Genomic DNA, 22,518 nt, shown 5'->3' with positions numbered 1-22,518 from the left:
ACTCTTACTACGAAGCCGTGATCAAGGCTCATGTGCAGCTCGCTTGTTTGTAACCAAGAGTGCTCATGTATTCACATAGACTCCGGTTCTTGCGCTGCTCTTTACCTTGCTGACGGCCTCTCGCGATAGACCGTGAACAGATTCTGAGCCGATGGGCGAAGCGGACTTCGCCCATCCGGGTCGGGCTTACTTCTTGTCGTCTTTCACTTCTTCGAACTCGGCGTCGACCACGTCGTCGTCAGCCTTGGCAGAAGAGGAGGACTGACCGGCGTCAGCACCGGCGGCGCCTTGCGCCTGAGCCTGCTGCTGAGCAATTTCCATCAGCTTCTGGGACGCTTCCAGCAGCGCTTGCTGCTTGGCTTCGATGGCAGCCTTGTCGTCACCCTTGATGGCGGATTCCAGCTCGCTCAGGGCAGTCTCGATCTTGGTCTTCTCGTCGGCAGGCAGAGCTTCACCGGCTTCGGTGACCTGCTTGCGCACGGAGTGGACCAGACCGTCAGCCTGGTTGCGGGCCTGCACCAGCTCTTCGAACTTCTTGTCCTCGGCCGCGTTGGCTTCGGCTTCGCGTACCATGCGTTCGATCTCGTCATCAGACAGACCGGAAGAGGCCTGGATGGTGATCTTCTGCTCCTTGTTGGTCTCCTTGTCTTTCGCGGAGACGTGCAGGATGCCGTTGGCGTCGATGTCGAAGGTCACTTCGATCTGCGGCAGACCGCGCGGTGCCGGACGGATGCCTTCCAGGTTGAACTGGCCCAGGGACTTGTTGTCGCTGGCGCGCTTGCGCTCACCCTGCAGCACGTGAATGGTCACGGCAGACTGGTTGTCTTCGGCGGTGGAGAACACCTGGGACTTCTTGGTCGGAATGGTGGTGTTCTTCTCGATGAGCGCGGTCATCACGCTGCCCATGGTTTCGATCCCCAGGGAGAGCGGAGTTACGTCCAGCAGCAATACGTCGGTCTTGTCACCGGACAGTACGGCACCCTGGATGGCAGCACCCATGGCCACGGCTTCGTCCGGGTTGACGTCTTTGCGCGGCTCTTTGCCGAAGAAGTCGGCCACGGTCTTCTGAACCAGCGGCATACGGGTCTGACCGCCCACCAGGATGACGTCGTCGATCTCGCCAACCGCCAGACCGGAGTCTTTCAGGGCGACACGAACCGGCTCCAGGGAGTCTTTCACCATGTCTTCCACCAGGGATTCCAGCTTGGCGCGGGTCACCTTGATGTTCATGTGCTTCGGACCGGTGGCATCTGCTGTGATGTACGGCAGGTTCACGTCGGTCTGCTGGGCAGAAGAGAGCTCGATCTTGGCTTTTTCGGCGGCATCTTTCAGACGCTGCAAGGCCAGCTGGTCGTTGCGCAGATCGATGCCCTGCTCGCGCTTGAACTCGTCAACCAGGTAGTTGATGACGCGGTTGTCGAAGTCTTCACCACCCAGGTGGGTGTTACCGTTGGTCGCCAGCACTTCGAAGGTGGTTTCCCCTTCGACTTCGTCGATCTCGATGATGGAGATATCGAAGGTACCGCCCCCTAAGTCATATACGGCAACCTTGCGCTCGCCCTTGACCTTGTTGACGCCGTAGGCGAAAGCAGCTGCAGTCGGTTCGTTGATGATGCGTTTTACATCCAGACCGGCGATACGACCGGCATCCTTGGTGGCCTGACGCTGAGCGTCGTTGAAGTAGGCCGGTACGGTGATGACGGCTTCGGTCACCGGCTCGCCCAGGTAGTCCTCGGCGGTCTTCTTCATCTTTTTCAGCACTTCGGCAGAGATCTGCGGCGGTGCCATTTTCTTGCCTTTCACTTCAACCCAGGCGTCACCGTTGTCGGCCTTGGCGATGGCGTACGGCATGATTTTCAGGTCACGTTGTACTTCGTCATCTTCGAAACGACGGCCGATCAGACGCTTGATGGCGAACAGCGTGTTCTTCGGGTTGGTGATGGCTTGGCGCTTGGCCGGCTGACCAACCAGGATTTCGCCGTCATCGGCATAGGCAATGATGGACGGAGTAGTACGGTCGCCTTCCGCGTTCTCGATCACGCGAGCATGGTCGCCATCCAGAATAGCGACGCAGGAGTTGGTAGTACCCAGGTCAATACCGATGATTTTACCCATTTGACGAATCTCCAAATACTTTGAATAAACTGGCGAGGGGCTCGCCTTGATACGTTAACGGCTAGGTGGGGCCTGCCACTGTGGCTTTCAAGCTCCCGGCATCAAATTTTTTGTGCCGCCGTGGCCTTGCAACCTATATGGGGTCTCAAGTCGGCGCTTCAAGTCCGGCCCTGAAAAAACCTGCATACAGGCCACCTGACAGCCAAATGACGCCAGACACGTCTTTTGGCGCCACATCCAACAAAAAGCCCGCCAAGCGGCGGGCTTGGTGAGAACAGCGCGATCAGTCAGCGGACTTGGAGACCATCACCATGGCCGGGCGGATGACGCGGCCGTTGAGCTCGTAGCCCTTCTGCATCACGGCGATCACGGTGTTCGGCGCCACGTCGGCACTGGGCACCATGCTCATGGCCTGGTGGGCATTGGGGTCGAACGGCTGGTTGGTCGGGTCCAGCGCCACCAGGCCAAACTTGGCCACGCCGCTCTGCATGGATTTCAGGGTCAGCTCGACCCCTTCAATCATCGGCTTGAGGGTGTCGTTCTCCTTGTCCGCCAGCTCGATGGCGCGCTCCAGGTTGTCCAGCACCGGCAAGAGCTCTGCGGCGAACTTCTCCAGTGCAAACTTGTGGGCTTTCTCCACGTCCTGAGCGGCACGGCGACGCAGGTTCTCCATCTCGGCGACGGCGCGAATGGCGCGCTCGCGCTCTTCCAGGGAGGCCTGCTGGGCCGTCTCCAGCTGGGCCTCCAGCTCGGCGATACGGGCCTGCTCGGCTGTCACTTCACTGTCTACATCGGTCGGCTCGACTGGCTGGGCTTCCACTTGCTCCATCGCTTCAACCTTTTGTTCTTCGTGGCTCATGACATCTCCAATATTCAGGGGTTGCGTGTGAGGGTGGCTGGCGTTCAGACAAGCGACACGCGCCAGCAGACCCTGTGTTGGCGCTATTATGGGGACACAGCCCCGGCTTTCAAGGGGAAAAGGGCAGATCGGGCACAATGGCGCCCATCCGCGTGCCAGGCAGTCCCTTTTCGGGGCCGATTGCACCAACCACCACGGAGGCAGACAAATCCCCGGCAAAGCGCGGTATACTCCCCCCAAGACTCTCCCAGACCCGATAACCTATGGATTCTCCGTTCAAAACCGTTGCCCTCATCGGCAAGCCCCATCACGAGGGGGCCAACCAGACCCTGACCGGCCTGTACCAGTACCTGACCAGCCGCGGCTTTCGTGTGCTGCTGGAGAGCCGGGTGGCCCATACCCTGGGGCTGCTCGGGGAGAACGTGATGGATCTGGTGCAGCTCGGCGAGCAGGCGGATCTCGCCATCGTCGTCGGCGGTGACGGCAACATGCTGGGGGCCGCCCGGGTGCTGTCACGGTTCGATGTGGCGGTGATCGGGGTGAACCGGGGCAACCTCGGCTTCCTGACCGATCTCTCGCCCCAGGATTATCTGCTGCCCCTGGAGCAGGTGCTCTCGGGTCACTTCAAGAGCGAGCATCGCTTCCTGCTGGAGGCCGCCGTCTATCGCCACGGGGAGCGCAAGTCGAGCAACCTCGCGGTCAACGAGGCGGTGCTTCACCCGGGCAAGATCGCCCACATGATCGAATTCGAGGTCTACATCGACGGCAGCTTCATGTACAGCCAGCGCTCGGACGGCATCATAGTGGCGACACCCACCGGCTCCACCGCCTACTCCCTGTCGGCAGGGGGCGCCATCCTCACCCCCAAACTCAACGCCATCACGCTGGTGCCCATGTTCCCGCACACCCTGAGCAGCCGCCCCATCGTGCTGGATGCGGACAGCGAAGTGCGGCTGCTGGTCTCGCCAGACAACCAGGACGACGCCATGCAGGTGAGCTGCGACGGCCAGGTCACCCTGGCGGTCCACCCGGGGGACGAGATCCTCATCAAGAAGAGCAGCCACAAGCTTCATCTGGTGCATCCGCTGGATTACAGCTACTTCCACGTGCTGCGCAACAAGCTCGGTTGGGGCAGCAAACTCTTCTAGCCAGGCACCATCGGTGGCGAGGGTCTACCCCTCGCTGCTTTCGACCAGCCGAGGCAGTGCCGGCTCGAATGCCAGATGCACCCCGTTTCGCCCCGCTTCCTTCACCCGGTACATGGCAGCATCGGCTTTGGTCAGCATCAGTGCCAGGTCAGCCTCGGCACTGGCGCACACAACCCCAATGCTCACCGTGACCCCCTCGCACGGCAGGCAGGCCCCCTGCCGGGAGCCCGTCTCTATCTGGCGGCGGATCCGGTCACAGATGTCGCGGGCCATCTGGCCGCTCACGCCCCCCATGATGATGGCGAACTCCTCGCCACCGATGCGCCCCACCAGATCATCCTTGCGTACCTCGGCCACCAGCACCCCGGCCACATAGCGAATGACCTCATCCCCGCAGCCGTGACCAAACTGGTCGTTGACCCGCTTGAAGTGATCGATGTCCAGGACCACCACGCAGCGCGTCTGGCCAGGCGTAGCCCCCTCTCCCTGCCTGAAGAGACCGCGCCGATTAAGCACCCCGGTGAGGGGATCCCGCTCCGAGAGCGCCAGCAATGCCTCCTCCGTCTCCACATAGGCCACCAGAGGCAGCAGCAACACCGAGCCGATGGTCAGCACCATGTGCATGAAGAAGATGAGATCGAGCCAGCCTCCGTCTCCCATCCGCCCTTCGGCTCCCAGCAAGAGCAGCCCCCCCCTGACTCAGCAGGATGGTGAAATGCAGCAGGTAAATGAGCGCCACCACATGGAGCACCCGCTTCTGTTGCCGGCCGAGAGAGACGATGAAGCAGGCGCACCACAGGTACAACATCGACTCCATCAGAGCCAGCACAATGCGCACGGGGGCGAGGCTGGACAGTCCCAGATAGAGCAGCAGCAACACCGCCACGCCTCCCCCCACGGCACGGGGATGCCATGCGCGCTCGTAAAGCGCACAAAAACCGGCGAGCAACAGCAGGATGCTCATGAGCGAGACCAGGCCGCCGACCCGGATGCCCAGCGCCGGATACCCTCCCAATACCCCCAGACTGAGCAGCAGGATGGAGAGGGAGAAGAGAAAAGCGGAGAGGGACCAGTACAGAAAGTTGCCTCGACCCGGCTTCAGGGAGTGGATGAACAGCATGATCAGCCCCGACATCAGGTTGATTGCCAGGGAGATCAGCAGCAGGGTCGGGGTATGGATCATCGTGACGCATCCTTGCGAAGAGGTCTGTACACAGCCCAGGCTCAACCAGGACTGTTTCGAGTGTGTCTCAGCCAGCCACTCACCACAAGAGAGCCCCTCGAGGTGGCTTCTCGCATCGCCTCAGCCCATGCCAGGTACGCAGGTTGATTTTGCAGGCCATCTGATCGGCGTCACACTCATGCCGCGGCCTTGACATCCTTGCCCTCCCCTGTTTCGCAAAAATCCTCCCTGCCCACTTTACTGTATATAAGACCAGTATATACTGGATGCATACACAGTAATGTTGGCCCATACAGGATGAGACCATGCTGACCCAGCTGACCGTCAACAACTTCGCCATCGTCAAGTTTCTCGAGCTCGATCTGCAACCAGGGATGACCTGCATCACCGGGGAGACCGGCGCGGGCAAATCCATCGCCATCGATGCTCTGGGGCTGTGCCTGGGGGAGCGCGCCGAAGCCAGCATGGTGCGCCCGGGCAGCGACAAGACCGAGGTGAGTGCCCGCTTCCTGCTGGAGGGTAATCCTGCCGCCCGGGCCTGGCTCGCCACCAACGAGCTCGAAAATGACGGTGAGTGCATCGTCCGGCGGGTACTGTCCGCCGAGGGGCGCTCTCGAAGCTATATCAACGGGGTTCCCGTCCCCCTCGCCCAGCTCAGGAACCTGGGTCAACTGCTGGTCAACGTCCACGGTCAGCACGCTCACCAGATGCTGCTCAAACCCGATTACCAGCTCGCCCTGCTGGACGGCTACGCCGGTCATCATCTGCTCCTCGACGATGTGCGCCGCCACTACCAGCAGTGGCGCCAGTTGCAAAACGAGCTCAACCGGCTCAAGGCCGAGCAGCAGCAGCGGGAAGCCCGCCGTCAACTCATCGAATACCAGGTGCAGGAGCTGGACGAATTTGCCCTTCAGCCGGGAGAGTTTGAAGAGATTGAAGAGGAGCATCAGCGGCTCGCCAATGGCACCGAGCTGATGCAGGAGTGCGGGTATTGCCTCGATCTGCTTTATGACAATGAAGAGACCACCATCGCCGGTCTGCTGCAGACGGCGGTGGACAGGGCCGAGACCCTGGTCGGCATGGACAGCCGGCTTGGCAACGTGCTCGGCATGCTCAACGAAGCCCTGATCGGCGTACAGGAGAGCCACAGCGAGCTGCGCAGCTATCTCGACCGGCTGGAACTGGATCCAGAGCGCTTCAACGAGCTGGAGAGCCGCCTCTCCAAGGCCATCAACCTGGCACGCAAGCACCATGTCAAACCGGCGGAGCTGGCCCACTACCATCAGGAGCTGGCCGCCGATCTGGCCCGCCTCAACTCCGACGAGGAACGCCTCGAGGGGATGGAGGACGAGCTGGCCTCGGCCCGCCAGGCCTTCGTGCAGGCCGCCGAGGCCCTGAGCCAGAGCCGCCAGCGCTATGCCGAGGAGCTGGGCGCAAAGGTAAGCGCCAGCATGCACGAACTGGCGATGCCAGATGGCCGCTTCGCCATCGAGGTGCGACCCGATGCCCAGAGCAGCCTCTCGCCCCTTGGCATCGATCGGGTGGAGTTCATGGTCACCACCAACCCGGGTCAGCCCATCCAACCCCTTGGCAAGGTGGCTTCCGGCGGCGAGCTGTCGCGTATCAGCCTCGCCATCGTGGTGATCAGTGCACGCAAGATCTCCACCCCGACCCTTATCTTCGACGAAGTGGATGTGGGGATCAGCGGCCCGACCGCCGCCGTGGTGGGCCGCCTGTTGCGCCAGCTCGGCGAATCCACCCAGGTGATGGTGGTCACCCACCTGCCCCAGGTGGCAGGCAAGGGTCACCAGCACATGGTGGTGAGCAAACACACCGACGGCAAGACAACGGAAACCCAGATGCAGGCGCTCACCCCGGGTGCCCGGCTCAACGAACTGGCCCGCCTGCTGGGGGGCGATCAGATCACCGACAACACCCTGGCCAACGCCCGTGAGTTGCTCGCAAGCTGACCACGGGGCGGGAGGGATGCCCTCCCGTCCATGTCGGCCCTTTCAGATTGACCGTGCCATCATCGCGCTGGCCAGTTGAAACCTCTTGCCGACGGCGCCGGCCTGGTTGGCCCATGCCGTGAGCCACAAGAAAGAGGGGGAGCCCGGGCTAATCCGCGGCACGTGTCTTGATGCTCAGTCTGAACCTGCCAGCCTGGTCATCACCCAGTCGGGTTTTCATCGCCATGGTCAGGACGCCACTCATCTTCGTTGCACTCATTCACATTTCGAACGGACACATCCCTTCATTTTCCATTCAACTCAGTCTGTTATGATGATGTAAACGGACTCGGTACCTTCAGTTGCCATCGACAAAAGGTGACGCTTGATGCAAACACACCGGGTTCGTTTGAGCTGACATTTCGCGGGAAAGGGGGATGGGAGCGCGCTTCCGCCGTCTGACCCGCACCTGCCAAGGAGAACTGCTTATGAGCCCGACCAATATTGTGCTGTTGCTGGAAGGCAAGGATTACGAGCAGGAGACACTGGCCAAGGCGAGCCGTCTGGCACAAGGGCTGGGCGCCAACCTGACCTTGTTGCACCTGACCCACAGCAGCAAGACCCGTCGCAATAGTCTGTCCCTGTCACAAGAGGAGCGCAGCGCCCAGGGCACCCTGGATGCCAAGGCGATCATCAGTGAACTCATCACCCAGCTGTCTCATCCGGTGGATTACCAGTGCCTGGTGGTGGATGACGTGGTGCCGGATCTCCAGCGCTGGCTGACCGCTCACCCCGCCGACCTCTTGCTGGTCGGCAGCCGTCATCACTGGATGGAGGGCTCGCTGGCCCGTCTGCTCCTCTACAAACTGCCCCTCGATATCCAGATCTGCCACGAGCCTCACGCCGCCTTGCTCAAAGCCGTCGGTTGACACCACAAGACCCGCTCCCTGAGCGGGTCTTCTTGTTTCTGACGCCCCGCCGTCATCCTCCCCCAGCTTGACCTCCTCCACTGCGTCACCGCCAGAACCACACGATTTCTTACACATTGCTCGCTTCTTTTTGAGGGCCATTTGCTGCACGATATGGCCCTTGCACGCCTTCGCTCGTTTCGTTCAGGTGATAAATGAAAGCTCTTCGAAAACCCGGCAAGCTCGCCCTGCTCGCCCTTGTGCTGATCCCTCTCGTCACCTGGCTGGCCTGGCCAGGCAACACACCGGACCCGGTACTGACCGCAACGGTTACCCGACAGGATGTGGAGCAGACGGTGCTCGCCAGTGGCGTACTGCAGGCCATCGAGCAGGTGGATGTGGGGGCTCAGGTCTCGGGTCAGGTCACCTATCTCGCGGTGGAAGCGGGTCAACAGGTCAAACAAGGAGAGCTGCTGGCGGAGATCGATCCCCTGATCGCCCAGAACAACCTCAAGACCGCCGAGGCGGAGCTGGCCAGCCGCCGCGCCCAGCTCAAGATCAAGCAGGCACAGCTCAAACAGAACGAGCTTGCCTGGCGCCGCCAGCAGCAGATGTTTCGGCAGGAAGCGAGCTCTCGTGCGGATCTGGAGAGCGCCGAAGCCCAGCTTGCCGTCACCCGGGCCGAGCTGCAAAGCGCCCAGGCCGACATCGACAACGCCATCATCAAGGTGGAGCGCGCCAAGACAGAGCTCGGCTACAACCGCATTCAGGCCCCCATGGATGGTACCGTCGTCTCCATCGTCACCCGGCAGGGGCAGACCCTGGCCGCCAGCCAGACGGTACCGACCCTGCTCAAGCTCGCCAATCTCGACACCATGACGGTCAAGGCCCAGATCTCCGAAGCGGACGTCACCCGTGTCAAGGCGGGCATGCCGGTCTATTTCACCCTGATAGGGGATCCGGATACTCGCTACCACGGTACCCTTCGCACGGTCGAGCTGGCACCCACCAACATCAATGAGCAGACGGCCAGCACCACGGCCACCAGCAATGCGGCCATCTACTACTATGCCCTGTTCGATGTGCCCAACCCCGGCCATCAGTTGAGGGTCGCCATGACGACCCAGGTCACCATCGTGCTCGGCGAGCGCAAGCAGGTACTGGCCATTCCCCAGACCGCCCTCGGCAAGAAGACTGGCGACAACGAGTACGAGGTCAGCCTGCTCAAGGAGGGGGATCAGAGAGAGACCCGCCGCATCAAGACCGGCATGAAGGATGACATCAAGATTGAGGTGGTGAGCGGCCTGACCGAGCATGAGAAGGTGATCCTGGAGCAAGGCAAGCCGGCCCTGCACGATGAAGGGGAGATGGAGCCGTGAGCGAGCCCCTGATCCGTCTCAAGGGCATCGAGCGGCGCTACCAGAGCGGAGAGCACGAAGTGACCGTGCTGCACCCGCTGGATCTCGCCATCGATGCCGGGGAGATGGTGGCCATCGTCGGCGCCTCCGGCTCCGGCAAATCAACCCTGATGAACCTGCTGGGCTGCCTCGATCGCCCGAGCGGCGGCCAGTATCTGTTTCGCGGCCAAGACACCGCGACCCTGGATGCCCTCTCCCTGGCACGGCTGCGCTGCCACCACTTCGGCTTCATCTTCCAGCGCTATCACCTGCTGCCCCATCTGGATGCGGCCGCCAACGTGGAGATCCCCGCCATCTATGCCGGCACTGCCCGCCTTGATCGCCAGGCCCGTGCCCGCACCTTGCTGACCCGCCTGGGACTGCAGGATCGCAGCCACCACAGACCCGGCCAGCTCTCCGGCGGTCAGCAGCAGCGGGTCAGTATTGCCCGGGCGCTCGCCAACGGCGGCGAGGTGATCCTGGCGGACGAACCCACCGGCGCTCTCGACAGCCAGAGCGGCAAGGAGGTGATGACCATCCTCAAGGAGCTGCACGCCCAGGGCCACACCATCATTCTGGTGACCCACGACATGGCGGTGGCAAGCCATGCGGATCGCATCATCACCCTGCGTGACGGGCGGGTAGTGGAGGACAGCGGCCATCGGGCGACCGATGACAACGCAGCCTCACCCTCCCTATCCGGGACGCCGGCCCACCCGCAGCCAGGTGACGGCAGCCAGCTGGCCCCTCCCTCTGTCGGGCAAGATGCACAGAGCACAGGCGCCGCCGTCCGCACCGCAAGCCGGGGCTGGGATCGCTACCGGGAGGCGGGGCGCATGGCCCTGCACGCCATGCTGGCCCATCGCATGCGCACCTTCCTCACCATGCTCGGCATCATCATCGGCATCGCCGCCGTGGTCAGCGTGGTGGCGCTCGGTCAGGGGGCGCGCGCCAAGGTGATCGACGACATCAACGCCATGGGCACCAACACCATCGACATCTTCCCCGGCAAGGACTGGGGAGACGAGAAGGCCGCCAGCATCCAGACCCTGAACGAGCGGGATCTCGACGCGCTGCTCGGCCAGCCCTATCTGGAGGGGGCCAGCCCCCAGATAGCGACGTCGGGCCAGCTTCGCTATCGCAACAAGACCAGCAGCGGCAGCGTGATCGGGGTCGGCAACGACTTTTTCCGGGTCAAGGGGATGACGCTCACCCAGGGGCGCCTGCTCGATGAGCGGGACATTCGAAACCGGACGGCAGTCGCCGTGGTGGATGGCAAGACCATAGAGAGCCTGCTTGGCAAGGTGGATCCGGTCGGCCAGGTGGTGCTGGTCGGCACCCTGCCGGTGCGCATCGTGGGGGTGGTCACCCAGGAGACCGGCTTTGGACGCAGCAGCCAGTCGGTCAATGTCTGGCTCCCCTACAGCGCCGTAATGAGCCGTCTCCTCTCCCAGCAGCACTTCACCCAGATCACCATCCGGGTCAAGGACGGCGTCCAGCCCGCCCTGGCCGAGCAGGCGGCAGTCGCCCTGCTGACCCAGCGCCACGGCGTGAAGGACTTCTTCACCTTCAGCAGCGACAGCATCGTCAAATCGGTGGAGAAGACCACCGCCACCCTGACACTGCTGGTCTCCGCCATCGCGGTGATCTCCCTCATCGTCGGCGGCGTCGGAGTGATGAACATCATGCTGGTCTCGGTGGTGGAGCGCACCCGGGAGATAGGGATCCGCATCGCCGTCGGCGCCCGCCAGTCCGACATACTGCAACAGTTCCTCATCGAGGCGGTGATGGTCAGCCTGCTGGGGGGGCTGCTCGGTATCGGCCTCGCCCTGCTCATCGGCGCTCTCTTCTCCCTGCTCGTGGAAAGCTTCCAGATGCGCTTCTCGCTCTTCTCCATCCTGATGGCCTTCGGGTGCTCCTCCCTCATCGGGATCCTGTTTGGTTACCTGCCCGCCCGCAATGCGGCCAGGCTCGATCCGGTGGAGGCACTGGCGAGGGAATGACGATGCACAACCTATCAAGGCTCGGGCTAAGCCTGATGCTCACCGCCAGCCTCGGTGCCTGCAGCCAGCAGAGCACCTATCACAGACCCGATCTCGACGTGGCGCCAGCATGGCAGCAGGAGAGCCGGGGTCTCACCGTGCAGCAGGCAGGCCCCTGGTGGCAGGGATTCCAGGATCCTGCGCTCGATCGCCTGGTCGAGGCGGTGCTGGCCGCCAACCCGGACATGCGGGTGGCCGGGCTCAAGCTCAAGAACGCCCTGCTCGGCGCCGATCTGGCTGACACCAACCTCACCCCCTCGGTCAGCGCCAATCTCGGGGCCAGCGGCACCAAGAACATGAAAGATGGCAGCGCCAGCAGCAACCTGGGCCCCTCCCTCAACCTCAGCTACGAGGTGGATCTCTGGGGCAGACTGGCCGCGGCAAGGGATCAGGCGAGCTGGGAGGCACAAGCCAGCGAACAGGACCTGGCCGCCACCCGGTTGCTGCTCATCGGCAAGACCCTGGAGCAATACTGGCAACTGGCCTACCTCGGCTCGGCCATTACCCTTAGCACCCAGCAACTGGCGAATCTGGAGCGCATTGAACGCCTGACCCGCGCCAAATACGAGGCGGGCGCCGTGACCCGACTCGATCTGGTACAGGCCAGCCAGCAGAAGGCAGGCAAGCAGGCGGAGCTCGCCACCCTCACCCAGCAGCGGGCACAGGCGGGCAATGCTCTTCGCCTGCTGCTGGGCCGCAGCAGCGGGCCGCTCGCTGACGCTCCCGACGCCCTGATCATGGGCCCGATCCCGTCCCTGGCGGCCGGCATTCCCGCCGATGTGCTGGCCCGGCGGCCCGATGTGCGCGCCGCCGAACTCAGGCTGCGCAAGACCCTTGCGAGGGGAGACGAGATCCGCACCGGCTTTTATCCCACCCTGAGCCTGACCGGCGGTGCCAGCACCACCTCGGATACCCTGACCCAAGTGCTGCAAAATCCGGTCGGCACCCTGGGCGCCACGCTGGCGCTCCCTTTCCTCGAGTACAACAAGACCCGGCTCTCCATCGCCAGCGCCGACATCGACTACCAGATTGCCGAAACCGAGTTTCGCAAGCAGCTCTATACCGCGCTGCTGGAAGTGGAGGATGGCCTGGCAGCCCGTCAGCAAGGGGATCAGCGGCTGCGCTATCTGGAGCAGCAGAGGGCCTATGCCCGGGAGGCCGAGAGGCTGGCAGGCGCCCGTTTCCTGGCCGGTGCCACCGGGGTACAACCCTGGCTGGATGAGCAGAACCGCCTGTGGGATGCCGAGCTCGCCCTGCTGGCACAGCAGCAGACCCAGCTCAACAACATGGCAGGCATCTATCGGGCGCTGGGGGGAAGCGATCGAACCTGACCCAGGCAGAGAGTGTGGTATCGCGATGGACATCCAGAGGAGGTCAATCGCGACCCATTCTGTCCACAAACCAATTGATAATAATTTTCATTTCATCAAGAATGGGCGCCATCATCAGCCAGGAGTATGCCCATGTCTCAACCCGCCCCGGCCAATCGCCCCCGCCTGCTCACCGTCAAGCATGTTCAGGATGTGAGCCCGCACCTGCGCCGAATCTGCCTGACCAGCCCCGAGCTTGTGGACTACCCCTTCAGCTGTGGCGGTGCTCATGTCAAGATCATGCTGCCCCGACCGGGTCAGCGCGAGATAGTGTTGCCCACCCCCACCGACAAGGGGCCTCGCTGGCTCGATCCCGCCCAGAAACCCGTCATTCGCACCTTCACCATACGTGCGTTTCGTCGGGAGGCGCTGGAGCTCGACATCGACTTCGCCCTGCACGGCGAGGCCGGCCCCGCCAGTCGTTTCGCCCTGCACGCCAAACCGGGTGACAGGCTCGCCATCTCGGGCCCAGGCGGCCCCGACCCCATGCTGCAAATGGCCGAGCACTATTACATGGCGGGGGATCTCACCGCCCTGCCCGCCATCAGCGCCATGGTGGAAGTGATGCCAGCCCATGCCCTCGGCCATATCGCCCTGCTGGTCCCCCATCAGGACGACGTGCAGGATCTGTCGCTGCCGGCCGGCGTCGACCTGCGCTGGTTCGTGGGCAATCCGGAGCAAGCCGCGACCCTGGTGGCGCATTTCACCGCCCAGCCTATGGTCGCTGAGGGGAGCTATTTCTGGTTTGGCGGGGAAGAGAGCCTGGTCGTGCCGCTGCGCCGCCACGTCAGACGCACCCTGGATGCCGAGCGCCAGCGGGTCTACGCAGTCCCCTACTGGCGCAGCGGCAAGGATGAAGACGCCTATCACCAGGACAGGCACGCCGTGATGGACAGCTGAGCTCCCTCTTTATCTTGTGACTGGCGGGCTTCTTCCCTCGGGGAGCGGCCTGCTTTTGCTGCGGTTCCCCCGCCATCGTTCCCTCTCCCCCCATCTTCGCCTGGCTGTTTCATTGCGCTTGCATTTGAGACAAACACCAAGATAATGACAATCATTCTCAACAACTACGATGAGCCGTGAACCTGTCTGCTCCCAACGGGATGGCGCATACGGGCTCCCCATCGCACACATGCACAGCAAGGTAACTCCAGATGGCAGTTTTGAATTCGGTCATGCGCGCCTTCGCCATAGAGGCGCTCCCCACCCCTGCCGAGCTGCTGGCGCAGCACCCCTGTCCGGCCGACATGGCCCGGCACATCGACAACCAGCGCCATCAGGCACGCCGGATCCTGGCAGGTGAAGACGATCGCCTGCTGGTCGTGATTGGCCCCTGCTCCATCCATGATCCCGTCGCGGCCCTGGACTATGCCGGACGGCTGGCACGATTCGCCACCGCCTATGAAGACAGCCTTCAGATAGTCATGCGCGCCTATTTTGAAAAGCCGCGCACCACGGTGGGCTGGAAGGGGCTGGTCTTCGATCCGTACCTGGACGACAGCAACGACATCAATCGGGGATTGCATCTGGCACGCCAGGTGCTGCTCGACATCAATGGGCTGGGGCTCGCCACCGCCACCGAATTCCTCGACACCACCAGCTTTCTCTATCTCGCCGATCTCGTCAGCTGGGGCGCCATCGGGGCACGCACCACGGAGTCTCAGGTCCACCGGCAATTGGCCTCCGCACTGCCCTGCCCCGTGGGATTCAAGAACGGTACGGACGGCAATATCCGGGTCGCCATCGATGCCATCCAGGCCAGTACCGCCTCCCATCTCTTCACCGCCCCCGGCAGCCAGGGCGGCATGGTGGTGATCAAGAGCGAAGGCAATCCCGACGGCCATATCATTCTGCGTGGCGGCACCCTGCCCAACTACCACCAGAGCGATGTGGCGGAGGCAGCAGACCGCCTCACCCGTCAGGGACTCCCCCCTCGCCTGATGGTGGATTGCAGCCATGGCAACAGCCAGAAGCTGCACACGAACCAGCTGAAGGTCGCCAAAGAGCTCTGTCGCCAGCTGAGCGAAGGGAGCCAAGCCATCGCCGCCGTCATGGTCGAGAGCTTCTTGCTGGGGGGAAACCAGAAACCGGCTCCTCTGGGTGAGCTGCAATACGGTCTGTCAGTGACCGATGCCTGCCTCTGCTGGGAAGAGAGTGAACACCTGCTTGCCATACTGGCAGAGGCGGTCCAGGCCCGTCGCCGCACCCGGAGAAAATACGCACACACCGTTCAGTCTGAACTCGGACAACCCGTCATCTAGCATTCGGTTTATTTGTTTGCCACCAATCCGTGTCTGCCTCATCCGCACGTTGTCCGGCATCGTGCGGATATATCGCAGAAGAGCGGTGTCAAACAGACCATAAATAGGGGGGATAAATTAATAGGCGGTGGGCGTCATGCATCAGCAAGAAAAAGTGACGGGCCGCTCAGGCGTACAGATGAGTATCCACCGCCGCTATTTCATTCTGTCACAGCAGGTATCCATGTTCGTTTCTCACAAGGAACGAAGAAAAACGGGCTGTATGAGTCCTCAATGCGTATAAGTGGCGAGGTGGCGTGGAAGATGATGCGCCACCTTTATTGGACACATGATGGTTATGGCTATTCCAGACGAGGCTCTCCAATTAACCGGAGTAACCTGTGCAATTGGGTTTTACTGCGACATCATCTGAACTCTGAAAATAATAATGCCGCCCTGCAGGCGGCATTATCGAGAATCGGATCCGGCGATCAGATCAGGAAATCGTTCAGATCCTTGCCCAGCGCAACTTGCTCGGCGATGGCCTTGGGCATACGACCCTGACCGGTCCAGGTCTTCTCCTGACCGTCTTCCTGGTACTTGTACTTCGCAGGACGGGGAGCACGCTTGCTCTTGGTGGTGCCCGCCGCAGCCGGAGCCGCCACGCTGCCGATCAGCTCACGGGGATCGATACCAGCCTGTTGCAGCATTTCGGTGAATTCATTCAGTTTGCGCTGACGATCTTCCTGTTCGGCGCGTTCCTGTTCAACGGACTCGGCACGCTCGTTATATACCAGGTCAAACTTTTCTTTCGCTTCTTGCAGTTGCTCAAACGGCAGTTCACGAATGGCAGCGCGCAAGCTGCGAATGTTCAGCAGAACCTTCAGAAACTCGTTCATTACTTCCTCACAGAATTATTTTTGTATGTCACAGGGATAACACGATTTGAGAATAGCATGCCCATTGGATAACAACATAATGTTTTTATACCATCCGGCAGCGCTCTGACACCATATGGACATTATTCACCGTGGTTAATTCCCTGCCTGATACTTATTGGGAATACTCTCACAGACTTTATTTTCTATTTTCCCCGGTTAATCTCAGGCTCACCTCATCCGTTGCACACGGTGTTATCTCTTACCCGCGTCGCTCTGCGCCAGGTCATTTAGCAGCAGTGCCGGCCCTTATTGTACAAATAGTGCGCTCATGGCCATGACCTTCGCAGACAATAAACCAGGCCCCGTTTCAGGATGCCCCTTGCGCCTGATCCTGTATCCAGCGGATGAATGCCTGGATCTTGGGACACTGGCGATGAGGGAGGGTCGCCAGGTAATAACGCGGCTCGCAGCGCACCGCCATATCCGGGAAGGGCATCACCAGCGCTCCGCTCGCCAGCGCCTGGCTTGCCAGTTGCCTGCGCCCCATGGCGACACCGGCGTGGTGGGTGGCGGCAAGGATCGCCAGATCCGCCCGATCAAATCCCATGTGCGACGCGCAAGCCTCCAGGGAGAGATGCCAGTGACTCCCCCAGGTGCGCCACTCGTCGCTGTCGGTGTCCTGGCCCCAGGCCTGCCTGTCATGGAGCAGGCGGCACTGCTGCAGATTCCTCACCTCCCCCATCAGACCGTGGTCGCTGGCGTATTGAGAGCTGCACACCGGCACCATGTATTCATCCATCAGGGGGTGGATGGCCACGCCCGTCGGGGTTCTGGCATCGAAGTTGAGGGTCAGATCGATGCCGTAGCCGTGCAGGTTTATATGCTCGTTGCCCGTCAGCAGGTTGAGCTCGATGTGAGGATGCAGACGGGAAAAATCGGCGAGCCTTGGCACCAGCCAGCACTGGGCGATGGAGGGGCGCGAGTGCAGTGTCAGGGATCCCGACAGCGCCTGCTCCCTGATCTCCAGCACCTCCTGATTGATGAACTCCAGGGAGGAGGTGAGGGCCCAGAAAATGCGCTGCCCCTCCGTGGTCAAGGCCACCTTGCGGTGAAAGCGCTGAAACAGCAAAAACCCGAGCGCCTCTTCCAGGGCCGAGATGCGGTGGCTCACCGCGCTTGGGCTCAAGGAGAGCTCGTCGGCGGCGAGCGCAAAGGAGCCGTGGCGGGCCGCCGCCTCGAAGGTGTGGAGCCTGGCGAGCTGATGGCTGCTGAGCAGCTTGCTCCTCACCCCCGGGTGCTCATCGCGTTGCATGGTTGGGCCTCCCTCTCTTTTATCTGGCGGATGATACCAGAAGGGCGAGGTTTGCATTCACCAGGAAGACTCAACTCACCCGTATGCGAAGACACAGCAGGGTAGATGGCCATTTGCATCAACTGGGCTCATCCAAGCGACGCGTTTTATCATTTGTCACGGAAACGCTGCTGCCATTCAATGGGATAATTCCGTCACCACCCCGAGAGGCTTTCATGACACACACCGACATTGCCGGGCTCATCGCCCGCTTCCCCCTGCTCGAACCGCTGATCGCCCTCACCCCTGTGACCTGGTTCAATCCGGGGGCCACCTCCCTCGCGGAAGGATTGCCCCATGTGGGGCTCACCCGGCAAGATGTAGCCGCCGCCTCCGCCCGGCTCGCCCGCTTCGCCCCCTACCTGTGCGAGGCCTTCCCCGAGACCCGCGCCAGCCACGGCATCATCGAGTCCGGGATCGCCGCCATCCCGACCCTGCAGGGGACCCTCAATGGGCGCTACGGCGTCAAACTCACCGGCAGGTTGCTGCTCAAACAAGACAGCCATCTGCCCATCTCCGGCTCCATCAAGGCGCGCGGCGGCATCCACGAGGTGCTGGCCCATGCCGAACACCTGGCCATCCAGGCTGGGCTGCTGCGCGAGACGGATGACTATCGCACGCTGTTCTCGGACGACTTCCGCCACTTCTTCAGCCAGTACAGCATCGCGGTGGGGTCGACCGGCAACCTCGGCCTCTCCATCGGCATCATGAGTGCCCGCCTCGGCTTTCGCGTCACCGTCCACATGTCCGCCGATGCGCGGGAGTGGAAGAAGCAAAAATTGCGCGAACATGGCGCCATCGTCGTGGAATATGCCGACGATTACGGGGTGGCGGTGGAGCAGGGACGCAAGGAGGCCGAACGCGATCCCGCCTGCTTCTTTATCGATGACGAGCACTCTCGCACCCTGTTCCTCGGCTATGCGGTGGCGGGCGAGCGGGTGAAAAAGCAGTTCGACGAGATGGGCATCAGGGTGGACGCCGACCATCCGCTCTTCGTCTACCTGCCTTGCGGCGTCGGCGGTGGCCCGGGCGGGGTGGCCTTTGGTCTCAAGCTGGCGTTCGGGGACAACGTGCACTGCTTCTTCGCCGAGCCCACCCACTCCCCCTGCATGCTGCTCGGGGTCCACACCGGGTTGCACGATGCCATTGCGGTGCAAGACCTTGGCATCGACAACCTCACCGCCGCCGACGGCCTCGCGGTGGGACGCGCCTCCGGTTTTGTCGGCCGCGCCATGGAGCGGCTGCTTGCGGGCTTCTACACCCTGAGGGATCAGGAGATGTACGACCTGCTGGGGCTCCTGGCCCGGGATGAAGAGATCCGGCTCGAGCCCTCGGCACTGGCGGGCATGGCAGGCCCCTGGCGAGTGGCCGCCAACCTTGAGTGGCAGAGTGGGCAGGGACTGGATGCAGCCAAGATGGCCGGTGCCACCCACCTGGTGTGGGCCACCGGCGGCGGCATGGTGCCCGCCGAGGAGATGGAAAAATACCTGGCCTGCGCCCGGATCTGATCTTTTTTTCGCCCCCGTGACCCGCCGACCTGGCGGGTTTTTCTGCTGCGAGATCAGCAAGATGGCACGTCAGCCCTCGCCACCATGACACAGACGGCCAGACTGCTGGACAGCCTGATTTGTCATCCAGCCCCACTGACTGGTTATTTTGTGATACGATAGAGACCTTTTTTTGACATCTGCGCCCCGTTGTCCCCTTTTTCCGGTGAGATAACCACCGGATCCGGCGACCAACACCTGCCGGGCGCAGCACAACATGTGCCCAGTTCGAATCGCTCCTGCGCGACCTTGACGCCAGGAGCACTCCCCTCTGGGCACCTTAGATAAGGAGATCGGGCGATGAAACAATATCAAAGCTGGTTGGGACAATATCTGATGAGCCGCCGTGACGGAGACCACGCCATGGCATCCGAGCTCGCCAGCTCCATCTGCGAATTCTGGCAGGCCCGTGGAGATGAGGCCGAGACCAGCAAATGGCAGCAGATCTACGAGCAGCACGTGGAAAAAACCACCTGACGACCTGCTCTCCTCCATAAAAAAACCGGCGCTCATGGCGCCGGTTTTGCATTTCAACGACCCGGATCACATCTGGTCGATCATGTCCTGGGCGAACTGGGAGCAGGAACGCAGGGTGGCACCTTCCATCAGTCGCTCGAAGTCATAGGTGACGGTCTTGTTGGCAATCGCCGCTTCCATCCCCTTGACGATGAGGTCGGCCGCCTCGGTCCAACCCAGGTGGCGCAGCATCATCTCGGCGGAGAGGATGAGGGAACCCGGGTTGACCTTGTCCTGACCGGCGTACTTGGGCGCGGTGCCGTGGGTAGCCTCGAACAGGGCCACACCGTCGCCGATGTTGGCGCCCGGGGCGATGCCGATGCCGCCGACCTGGGCCGCCAGCGCGTCGGAGATGTAGTCGCCGTTGAGGTTCATACAGGCGATGACGTCATACTCGGCCGGGCGCAGCAGGATCTGTTGCAGGAAGGCATCGGCGATGACGTCCTTGACCACGATGGTCTTGCCGGTTTTCGGGTTCTTGAAGGAGCACCAGGGGCCGCCGTCGATGAGCTGGGCATCGTACTCTTTCTGGGCCAGGGCATAGCCCCAATCCTTGAAGGCACCCTCGGTGAACTTCATGATGTTGCCCTTGTGCACCAGGGTCACGGAGTCGCGATCGTTGTCGATGGCGTACTCGATGGCGGCACGGACCAGACGCTCGGTACCGGCCTTGGACATGGGCTTGATGCCGATGCCGCAGGACTCGGGGAAGCGAATTTTCTTCACGCCCATCTCGTTTTGCAGGAAAGCGATCACCTTCTTGGCTTCATCGCTGTCCGCCTTCCACTCGATGCCGGCGTAGATGTCTTCGGCGTTCTCGCGGAAGATCACCATGTCGGTCAGCTCGGGGTGCTTGACCGGGCTCGGGGTCCCTTCGTAGTAACGGACCGGGCGCAGGCAGACGTAGAGATCCAGCTCCTGGCGCAGGGCCACGTTGAGGGAGCGAATACCGCCGCCGACCGGGGTGGTCAGCGGGCCCTTGATGGCCACGCAGTATTCACGAATGAAATCCAGGGTTTCGGCCGGCAGCCAGGCACCTTCGCCATAGACATGAGTCGACTTCTCGCCGGTATAGATCTCCATCCAGGCGATCTTGCGCTCGCCTTTGTAGGCTTTCTCGACCGCAGCATTCACCACATTCAACATGGCCGGGGTCACGTCCACACCGATACCATCCCCTTCGATAAACGGAATGATGGGATTGTGGGGAACCTGCAGCTTGCCGCTGGCATCGACTGTGATTTTCTGGCCCTGGGTCGGGATAACTACTTTGCTTTCCATCGGCATCTCCTAACTTCCGTTTGTTATCAATCTGATCGTTGCGCGCGGCCATCTTAAGCCCATCCATTTGCATAATCAAATAGCGGGCATGCATGTCAGACCATAGTCGGGGAGTGGATCACAGTGCGCCTGAGGATCCCCTCCTCCCTCGCCGCCCTCAGGTCCTGACGAGGCGCAGGCCCCGTCCATCCGGGCCTCTTCATCTAGTGATGACAGCGTCTCCCTGCCCTCGCCGCCCCGAAGGCGCCACTCCCCCAAATCCCGTTCGCCTTTACATCGTCGTAACCCCTTTGGCGAGGCAAGGCGCGCCGGGGGACAGGCTGCCGGATCCGGACTAGGCTCTTTGCCAGTGATCGGGGCGCCCGGGGCGTGGCCGGTCATGAAGAGAGCACGACAACAAGGAGAACACCATGTTTATCGTCACCAACCGGATGGTCAACGAGCAGGGCAAGACCCCCAGCGAGATCTTTGGCGAAAAACCCGCAGAGGGCCCCAACGAACTGCGCCTCGCCGAGGCCCGGCGTCAGGGCAAGCAGTGGCAGCTGGACCTGCTGCCGGATCAGATCACCGCCGAGATGGCCGCCAGCGTCGGCCTTGACCCCGACCTCCCCCACCCGGCCAGCGCCTATGTGGCGCGCAAGCTGCTGGAGCGCTGCGCCGGGACCGGCAGCACGGCCAAACAGAAGCTCAAGACCGGCAAACACCTGCTGCTGTTCGTACACGGCTTCAACAACGATCTTGACGATGTGCTGGAGCGAGCCGCGGGGCTCGAGGCCCGGTACGGCGTCGAGGTGCTCTGCTTCAGCTGGCCCGCCAATGGCGGCGGCGCCCGGGGCGTGCTGAGCTACAAGAGCGACAAGCGCGATGCCCTGGCCTCGGCCGGGGCCCTTGACCGGGTGCTGGAGAAGATGAAGGGGCTGCTCGACGAGTTCAACGGCCAGTATGTGACGCAGCTGGAAGAGAAGGCCCAGAAGAAGTTCGCAGACAACGGCGAGGCCTGGGATCGCTACTTTGCCAAGGAGGTAAACAAGCGATGCCCCTTCACCATCAACCTGCTGCTGCACAGCATGGGCAACTACCTGTTCAAGCACCTGCTGGGCAGCACCACCTACCACGCCAACCAGCTGCTGTTCGACAACATCATCATGGCCGCCGCCGACACCAACAACGAGCTTCACGCCCAGTGGGTCGATCGCATCCAGTGTCGCAACCGCCTCTACATCACCATCAATGAGCGCGATGGTGCCCTGATGGCATCGCGCATGAAGATGGGGGAGCAGCAAAAGGCGAGGCTCGGCCACTACACCCGGCGGCTGGATGCCAGAACGGCCACCTACGTGGACGTGACCAATCAGCCCCATGTGGGGGACTCTCACGCCTACTTCGAAGGGGATGCCCTCGCCAACAAGAAGGTGCTGCGCTTCTTCCACACCGTCTTCAACGGCGGCACCGGCGAGAGCGCGGAGCTGTTCGATGCGGCCCCTCTATCGCCTCTAGCCACTGCGCAAAAAAACCACCGCCCCGAACAGGGCGGTGGTTTTTCATTATGCGCTCACTTGGTGGCCACAAGGCCGCCAGGGGCTAGTGTTCTGCCGCTTCCGGCTGGGGCGCTTCGCTGCGCTCCCGTTGCAGTTCATCGACCCTGGCCTGCCATCTGTCCTGGGCCTGTTTTTGCCCCTGGGACTCGAATTCCTGGCGCATGGTGTCGATTTTTTGGTCAAGTTTTTCCATCAG

At 62.1% G+C, this 22,518-nt stretch carries 17 protein-coding genes and 1 pseudogene; 11 read left to right on the top strand and 7 right to left on the bottom strand.

All coding sequences use genetic code 11. The annotated features are described in order from the left end of the window. Positions 1-186 precede the first annotated feature (186 nt). Both dnaK and grpE read right to left on the bottom strand, forming a co-directional pair. The gene (gene dnaK / locus I6L36_RS19695; RefSeq protein WP_010673646.1) at positions 187-2,115 is read right to left on the bottom strand and encodes a molecular chaperone DnaK; all 1,929 of its coding nucleotides are present in this window, start codon (positions 2,113-2,115) and stop codon (positions 187-189) included. 283 nt (positions 2,116-2,398) lie between these two features. Further along, positions 2,399-2,974 (bottom strand): nucleotide exchange factor GrpE, encoded by a 576-nt coding sequence (gene grpE, locus I6L36_RS19690; RefSeq protein WP_216986814.1) that lies wholly within the window; start codon positions 2,972-2,974, stop codon positions 2,399-2,401. 263 nt (positions 2,975-3,237) lie between these two features. Here grpE and nadK point away from each other — a divergent pair, with 263 nt between their 5' ends. Further along, the gene (nadK, locus tag I6L36_RS19685) at positions 3,238-4,122 is read left to right on the top strand and encodes an NAD(+) kinase (protein ID WP_010673644.1); all 885 of its coding nucleotides are present in this window, start codon (positions 3,238-3,240) and stop codon (positions 4,120-4,122) included. Positions 4,123-4,146: 24 nt separating this feature from the next. Here nadK and I6L36_RS22065 read toward each other — a convergent pair whose 3' ends face one another. Next, positions 4,147-4,674 (bottom strand): GGDEF domain-containing protein, encoded by a 528-nt coding sequence (locus I6L36_RS22065; RefSeq protein WP_254203448.1) that lies wholly within the window; start codon positions 4,672-4,674, stop codon positions 4,147-4,149. Further along, positions 4,631-5,305: a hypothetical protein gene (locus I6L36_RS22060; protein ID WP_254203447.1), complete on the bottom strand. Its 675-nt coding sequence runs from the start codon at positions 5,303-5,305 to the stop codon at positions 4,631-4,633. The genes I6L36_RS22065 and I6L36_RS22060 overlap by 44 nt, the downstream gene beginning before the upstream one ends. A gap of 305 nt (positions 5,306-5,610) precedes the next feature. Between I6L36_RS22060 and recN the strand changes: the two genes are divergently transcribed. The 7 genes from recN (at position 5,611) to I6L36_RS19645 (ending at position 15,229) form a co-directional block, all read left to right on the top strand. Continuing rightward, complete coding sequence (recN, locus tag I6L36_RS19675; protein ID WP_041213253.1) at positions 5,611-7,275, top strand: DNA repair protein RecN; 1,665 nt, start codon at positions 5,611-5,613, stop codon at positions 7,273-7,275. A gap of 467 nt (positions 7,276-7,742) precedes the next feature. After that, positions 7,743-8,183: a universal stress protein gene (locus tag I6L36_RS19670; protein WP_049636816.1), complete on the top strand. Its 441-nt coding sequence runs from the start codon at positions 7,743-7,745 to the stop codon at positions 8,181-8,183. Between the two features lie 194 nt (positions 8,184-8,377). Beyond that, a complete protein-coding gene (locus I6L36_RS19665; protein ID WP_216986813.1) occupies positions 8,378-9,541 on the top strand; it encodes an efflux RND transporter periplasmic adaptor subunit in 1,164 nt (387 codons plus the stop codon). After that, positions 9,538-11,562, top strand: coding sequence for a MacB family efflux pump subunit (locus tag I6L36_RS19660; RefSeq protein ID WP_041213255.1), 2,025 nt, complete (start codon positions 9,538-9,540; stop codon positions 11,560-11,562). Before I6L36_RS19665 ends, I6L36_RS19660 begins: the two co-directional genes overlap by 4 nt. Then, positions 11,559-12,932 carry an efflux transporter outer membrane subunit gene (locus tag I6L36_RS19655; protein WP_113069945.1) on the top strand — a complete coding sequence of 458 codons (1,374 nt, stop codon included), beginning with the start codon at positions 11,559-11,561 and terminating at the stop codon, positions 12,930-12,932. Before I6L36_RS19660 ends, I6L36_RS19655 begins: the two co-directional genes overlap by 4 nt. A gap of 132 nt (positions 12,933-13,064) precedes the next feature. Beyond that, positions 13,065-13,871, top strand: coding sequence for a siderophore-interacting protein (locus I6L36_RS19650; RefSeq protein WP_042879337.1), 807 nt, complete (start codon positions 13,065-13,067; stop codon positions 13,869-13,871). Between the two features lie 251 nt (positions 13,872-14,122). Then, positions 14,123-15,229 (top strand): 3-deoxy-7-phosphoheptulonate synthase, encoded by a 1,107-nt coding sequence (locus I6L36_RS19645; RefSeq protein ID WP_143237828.1) that lies wholly within the window; start codon positions 14,123-14,125, stop codon positions 15,227-15,229. Positions 15,230-15,699: 470 nt separating this feature from the next. Here I6L36_RS19645 and I6L36_RS19640 read toward each other — a convergent pair whose 3' ends face one another. Beyond that, a complete protein-coding gene (locus tag I6L36_RS19640; protein ID WP_216986812.1) occupies positions 15,700-16,107 on the bottom strand; it encodes an H-NS family nucleoid-associated regulatory protein in 408 nt (135 codons plus the stop codon). Between the two features lie 349 nt (positions 16,108-16,456). Beyond that, positions 16,457-17,401: a DNA-binding transcriptional regulator DsdC gene (gene dsdC, locus I6L36_RS19635; RefSeq protein WP_201921421.1), complete on the bottom strand. Its 945-nt coding sequence runs from the start codon at positions 17,399-17,401 to the stop codon at positions 16,457-16,459. A gap of 215 nt (positions 17,402-17,616) precedes the next feature. On the opposite strand from dsdC, the gene dsdA reads away from it, so the two are divergent. Together dsdA and I6L36_RS19625 are read left to right on the top strand one after the other, a co-directional pair. Next, a complete protein-coding gene (gene dsdA, locus I6L36_RS19630; RefSeq protein ID WP_201921419.1) occupies positions 17,617-18,948 on the top strand; it encodes a D-serine ammonia-lyase in 1,332 nt (443 codons plus the stop codon). Positions 18,949-19,287: 339 nt separating this feature from the next. Then, positions 19,288-19,464: a hypothetical protein gene (locus tag I6L36_RS19625; protein ID WP_010673631.1), complete on the top strand. Its 177-nt coding sequence runs from the start codon at positions 19,288-19,290 to the stop codon at positions 19,462-19,464. Between the two features lie 66 nt (positions 19,465-19,530). Here the strand turns inward: I6L36_RS19625 and icd are convergent, their stop codons facing one another. After that, positions 19,531-20,784 carry an NADP-dependent isocitrate dehydrogenase gene (gene icd / locus I6L36_RS19620; protein ID WP_010673630.1) on the bottom strand — a complete coding sequence of 418 codons (1,254 nt, stop codon included), beginning with the start codon at positions 20,782-20,784 and terminating at the stop codon, positions 19,531-19,533. A 410-nt stretch (positions 20,785-21,194) separates the two neighbouring features. Between icd and I6L36_RS22315 the strand changes: the two are divergent. Beyond that, positions 21,195-22,082 (top strand): annotated as a pseudogene (locus I6L36_RS22315) (alpha/beta hydrolase); the annotation flags it as partial. Between the last annotated feature and the right edge of the window lie 436 nt (positions 22,083-22,518).

The organism is Aeromonas sp. FDAARGOS 1406, assembly GCF_019048565.1.
Lineage (GTDB): Bacteria > Pseudomonadota > Gammaproteobacteria > Enterobacterales > Aeromonadaceae > Aeromonas > Aeromonas caviae.
Note: the sequence above shows the minus strand (reverse complement) of the source record. Positions and strands in the feature narration are given on the sequence as shown.

Excerpts from the sequence above, each read along its gene's own strand:
- I6L36_RS19665 (WP_216986813.1), top strand. The coding sequence starts at position 8,378 with ATGAAAGCTCTTCGAAAACCCGGCAAGCTCGCCCTGCTCGCCCTTGTG.
- icd (WP_010673630.1), bottom strand. The coding sequence starts at position 20,784 with ATGGAAAGCAAAGTAGTTATCCCGACCCAGGGCCAGAAAATCACAGTC.
- I6L36_RS19650 (WP_042879337.1), top strand. The coding sequence starts at position 13,065 with ATGTCTCAACCCGCCCCGGCCAATCGCCCCCGCCTGCTCACCGTCAAG.
- dnaK (WP_010673646.1), bottom strand. The coding sequence starts at position 2,115 with ATGGGTAAAATCATCGGTATTGACCTGGGTACTACCAACTCCTGCGTC.
- I6L36_RS19625 (WP_010673631.1), top strand. The coding sequence starts at position 19,288 with ATGAAACAATATCAAAGCTGGTTGGGACAATATCTGATGAGCCGCCGT.
- I6L36_RS19640 (WP_216986812.1), bottom strand. The coding sequence starts at position 16,107 with ATGAACGAGTTTCTGAAGGTTCTGCTGAACATTCGCAGCTTGCGCGCT.
- I6L36_RS19670 (WP_049636816.1), top strand. The coding sequence starts at position 7,743 with ATGAGCCCGACCAATATTGTGCTGTTGCTGGAAGGCAAGGATTACGAG.
- grpE (WP_216986814.1), bottom strand. The coding sequence starts at position 2,974 with ATGAGCCACGAAGAACAAAAGGTTGAAGCGATGGAGCAAGTGGAAGCC.
- I6L36_RS19645 (WP_143237828.1), top strand. The coding sequence starts at position 14,123 with ATGGCAGTTTTGAATTCGGTCATGCGCGCCTTCGCCATAGAGGCGCTC.
- I6L36_RS22060 (WP_254203447.1), bottom strand. The coding sequence starts at position 5,305 with ATGATCCATACCCCGACCCTGCTGCTGATCTCCCTGGCAATCAACCTG.
- dsdA (WP_201921419.1), top strand. The coding sequence starts at position 17,617 with ATGACACACACCGACATTGCCGGGCTCATCGCCCGCTTCCCCCTGCTC.
- I6L36_RS19655 (WP_113069945.1), top strand. The coding sequence starts at position 11,559 with ATGACGATGCACAACCTATCAAGGCTCGGGCTAAGCCTGATGCTCACC.
- nadK (WP_010673644.1), top strand. The coding sequence starts at position 3,238 with ATGGATTCTCCGTTCAAAACCGTTGCCCTCATCGGCAAGCCCCATCAC.
- dsdC (WP_201921421.1), bottom strand. The coding sequence starts at position 17,401 with ATGCAACGCGATGAGCACCCGGGGGTGAGGAGCAAGCTGCTCAGCAGC.
- recN (WP_041213253.1), top strand. The coding sequence starts at position 5,611 with ATGCTGACCCAGCTGACCGTCAACAACTTCGCCATCGTCAAGTTTCTC.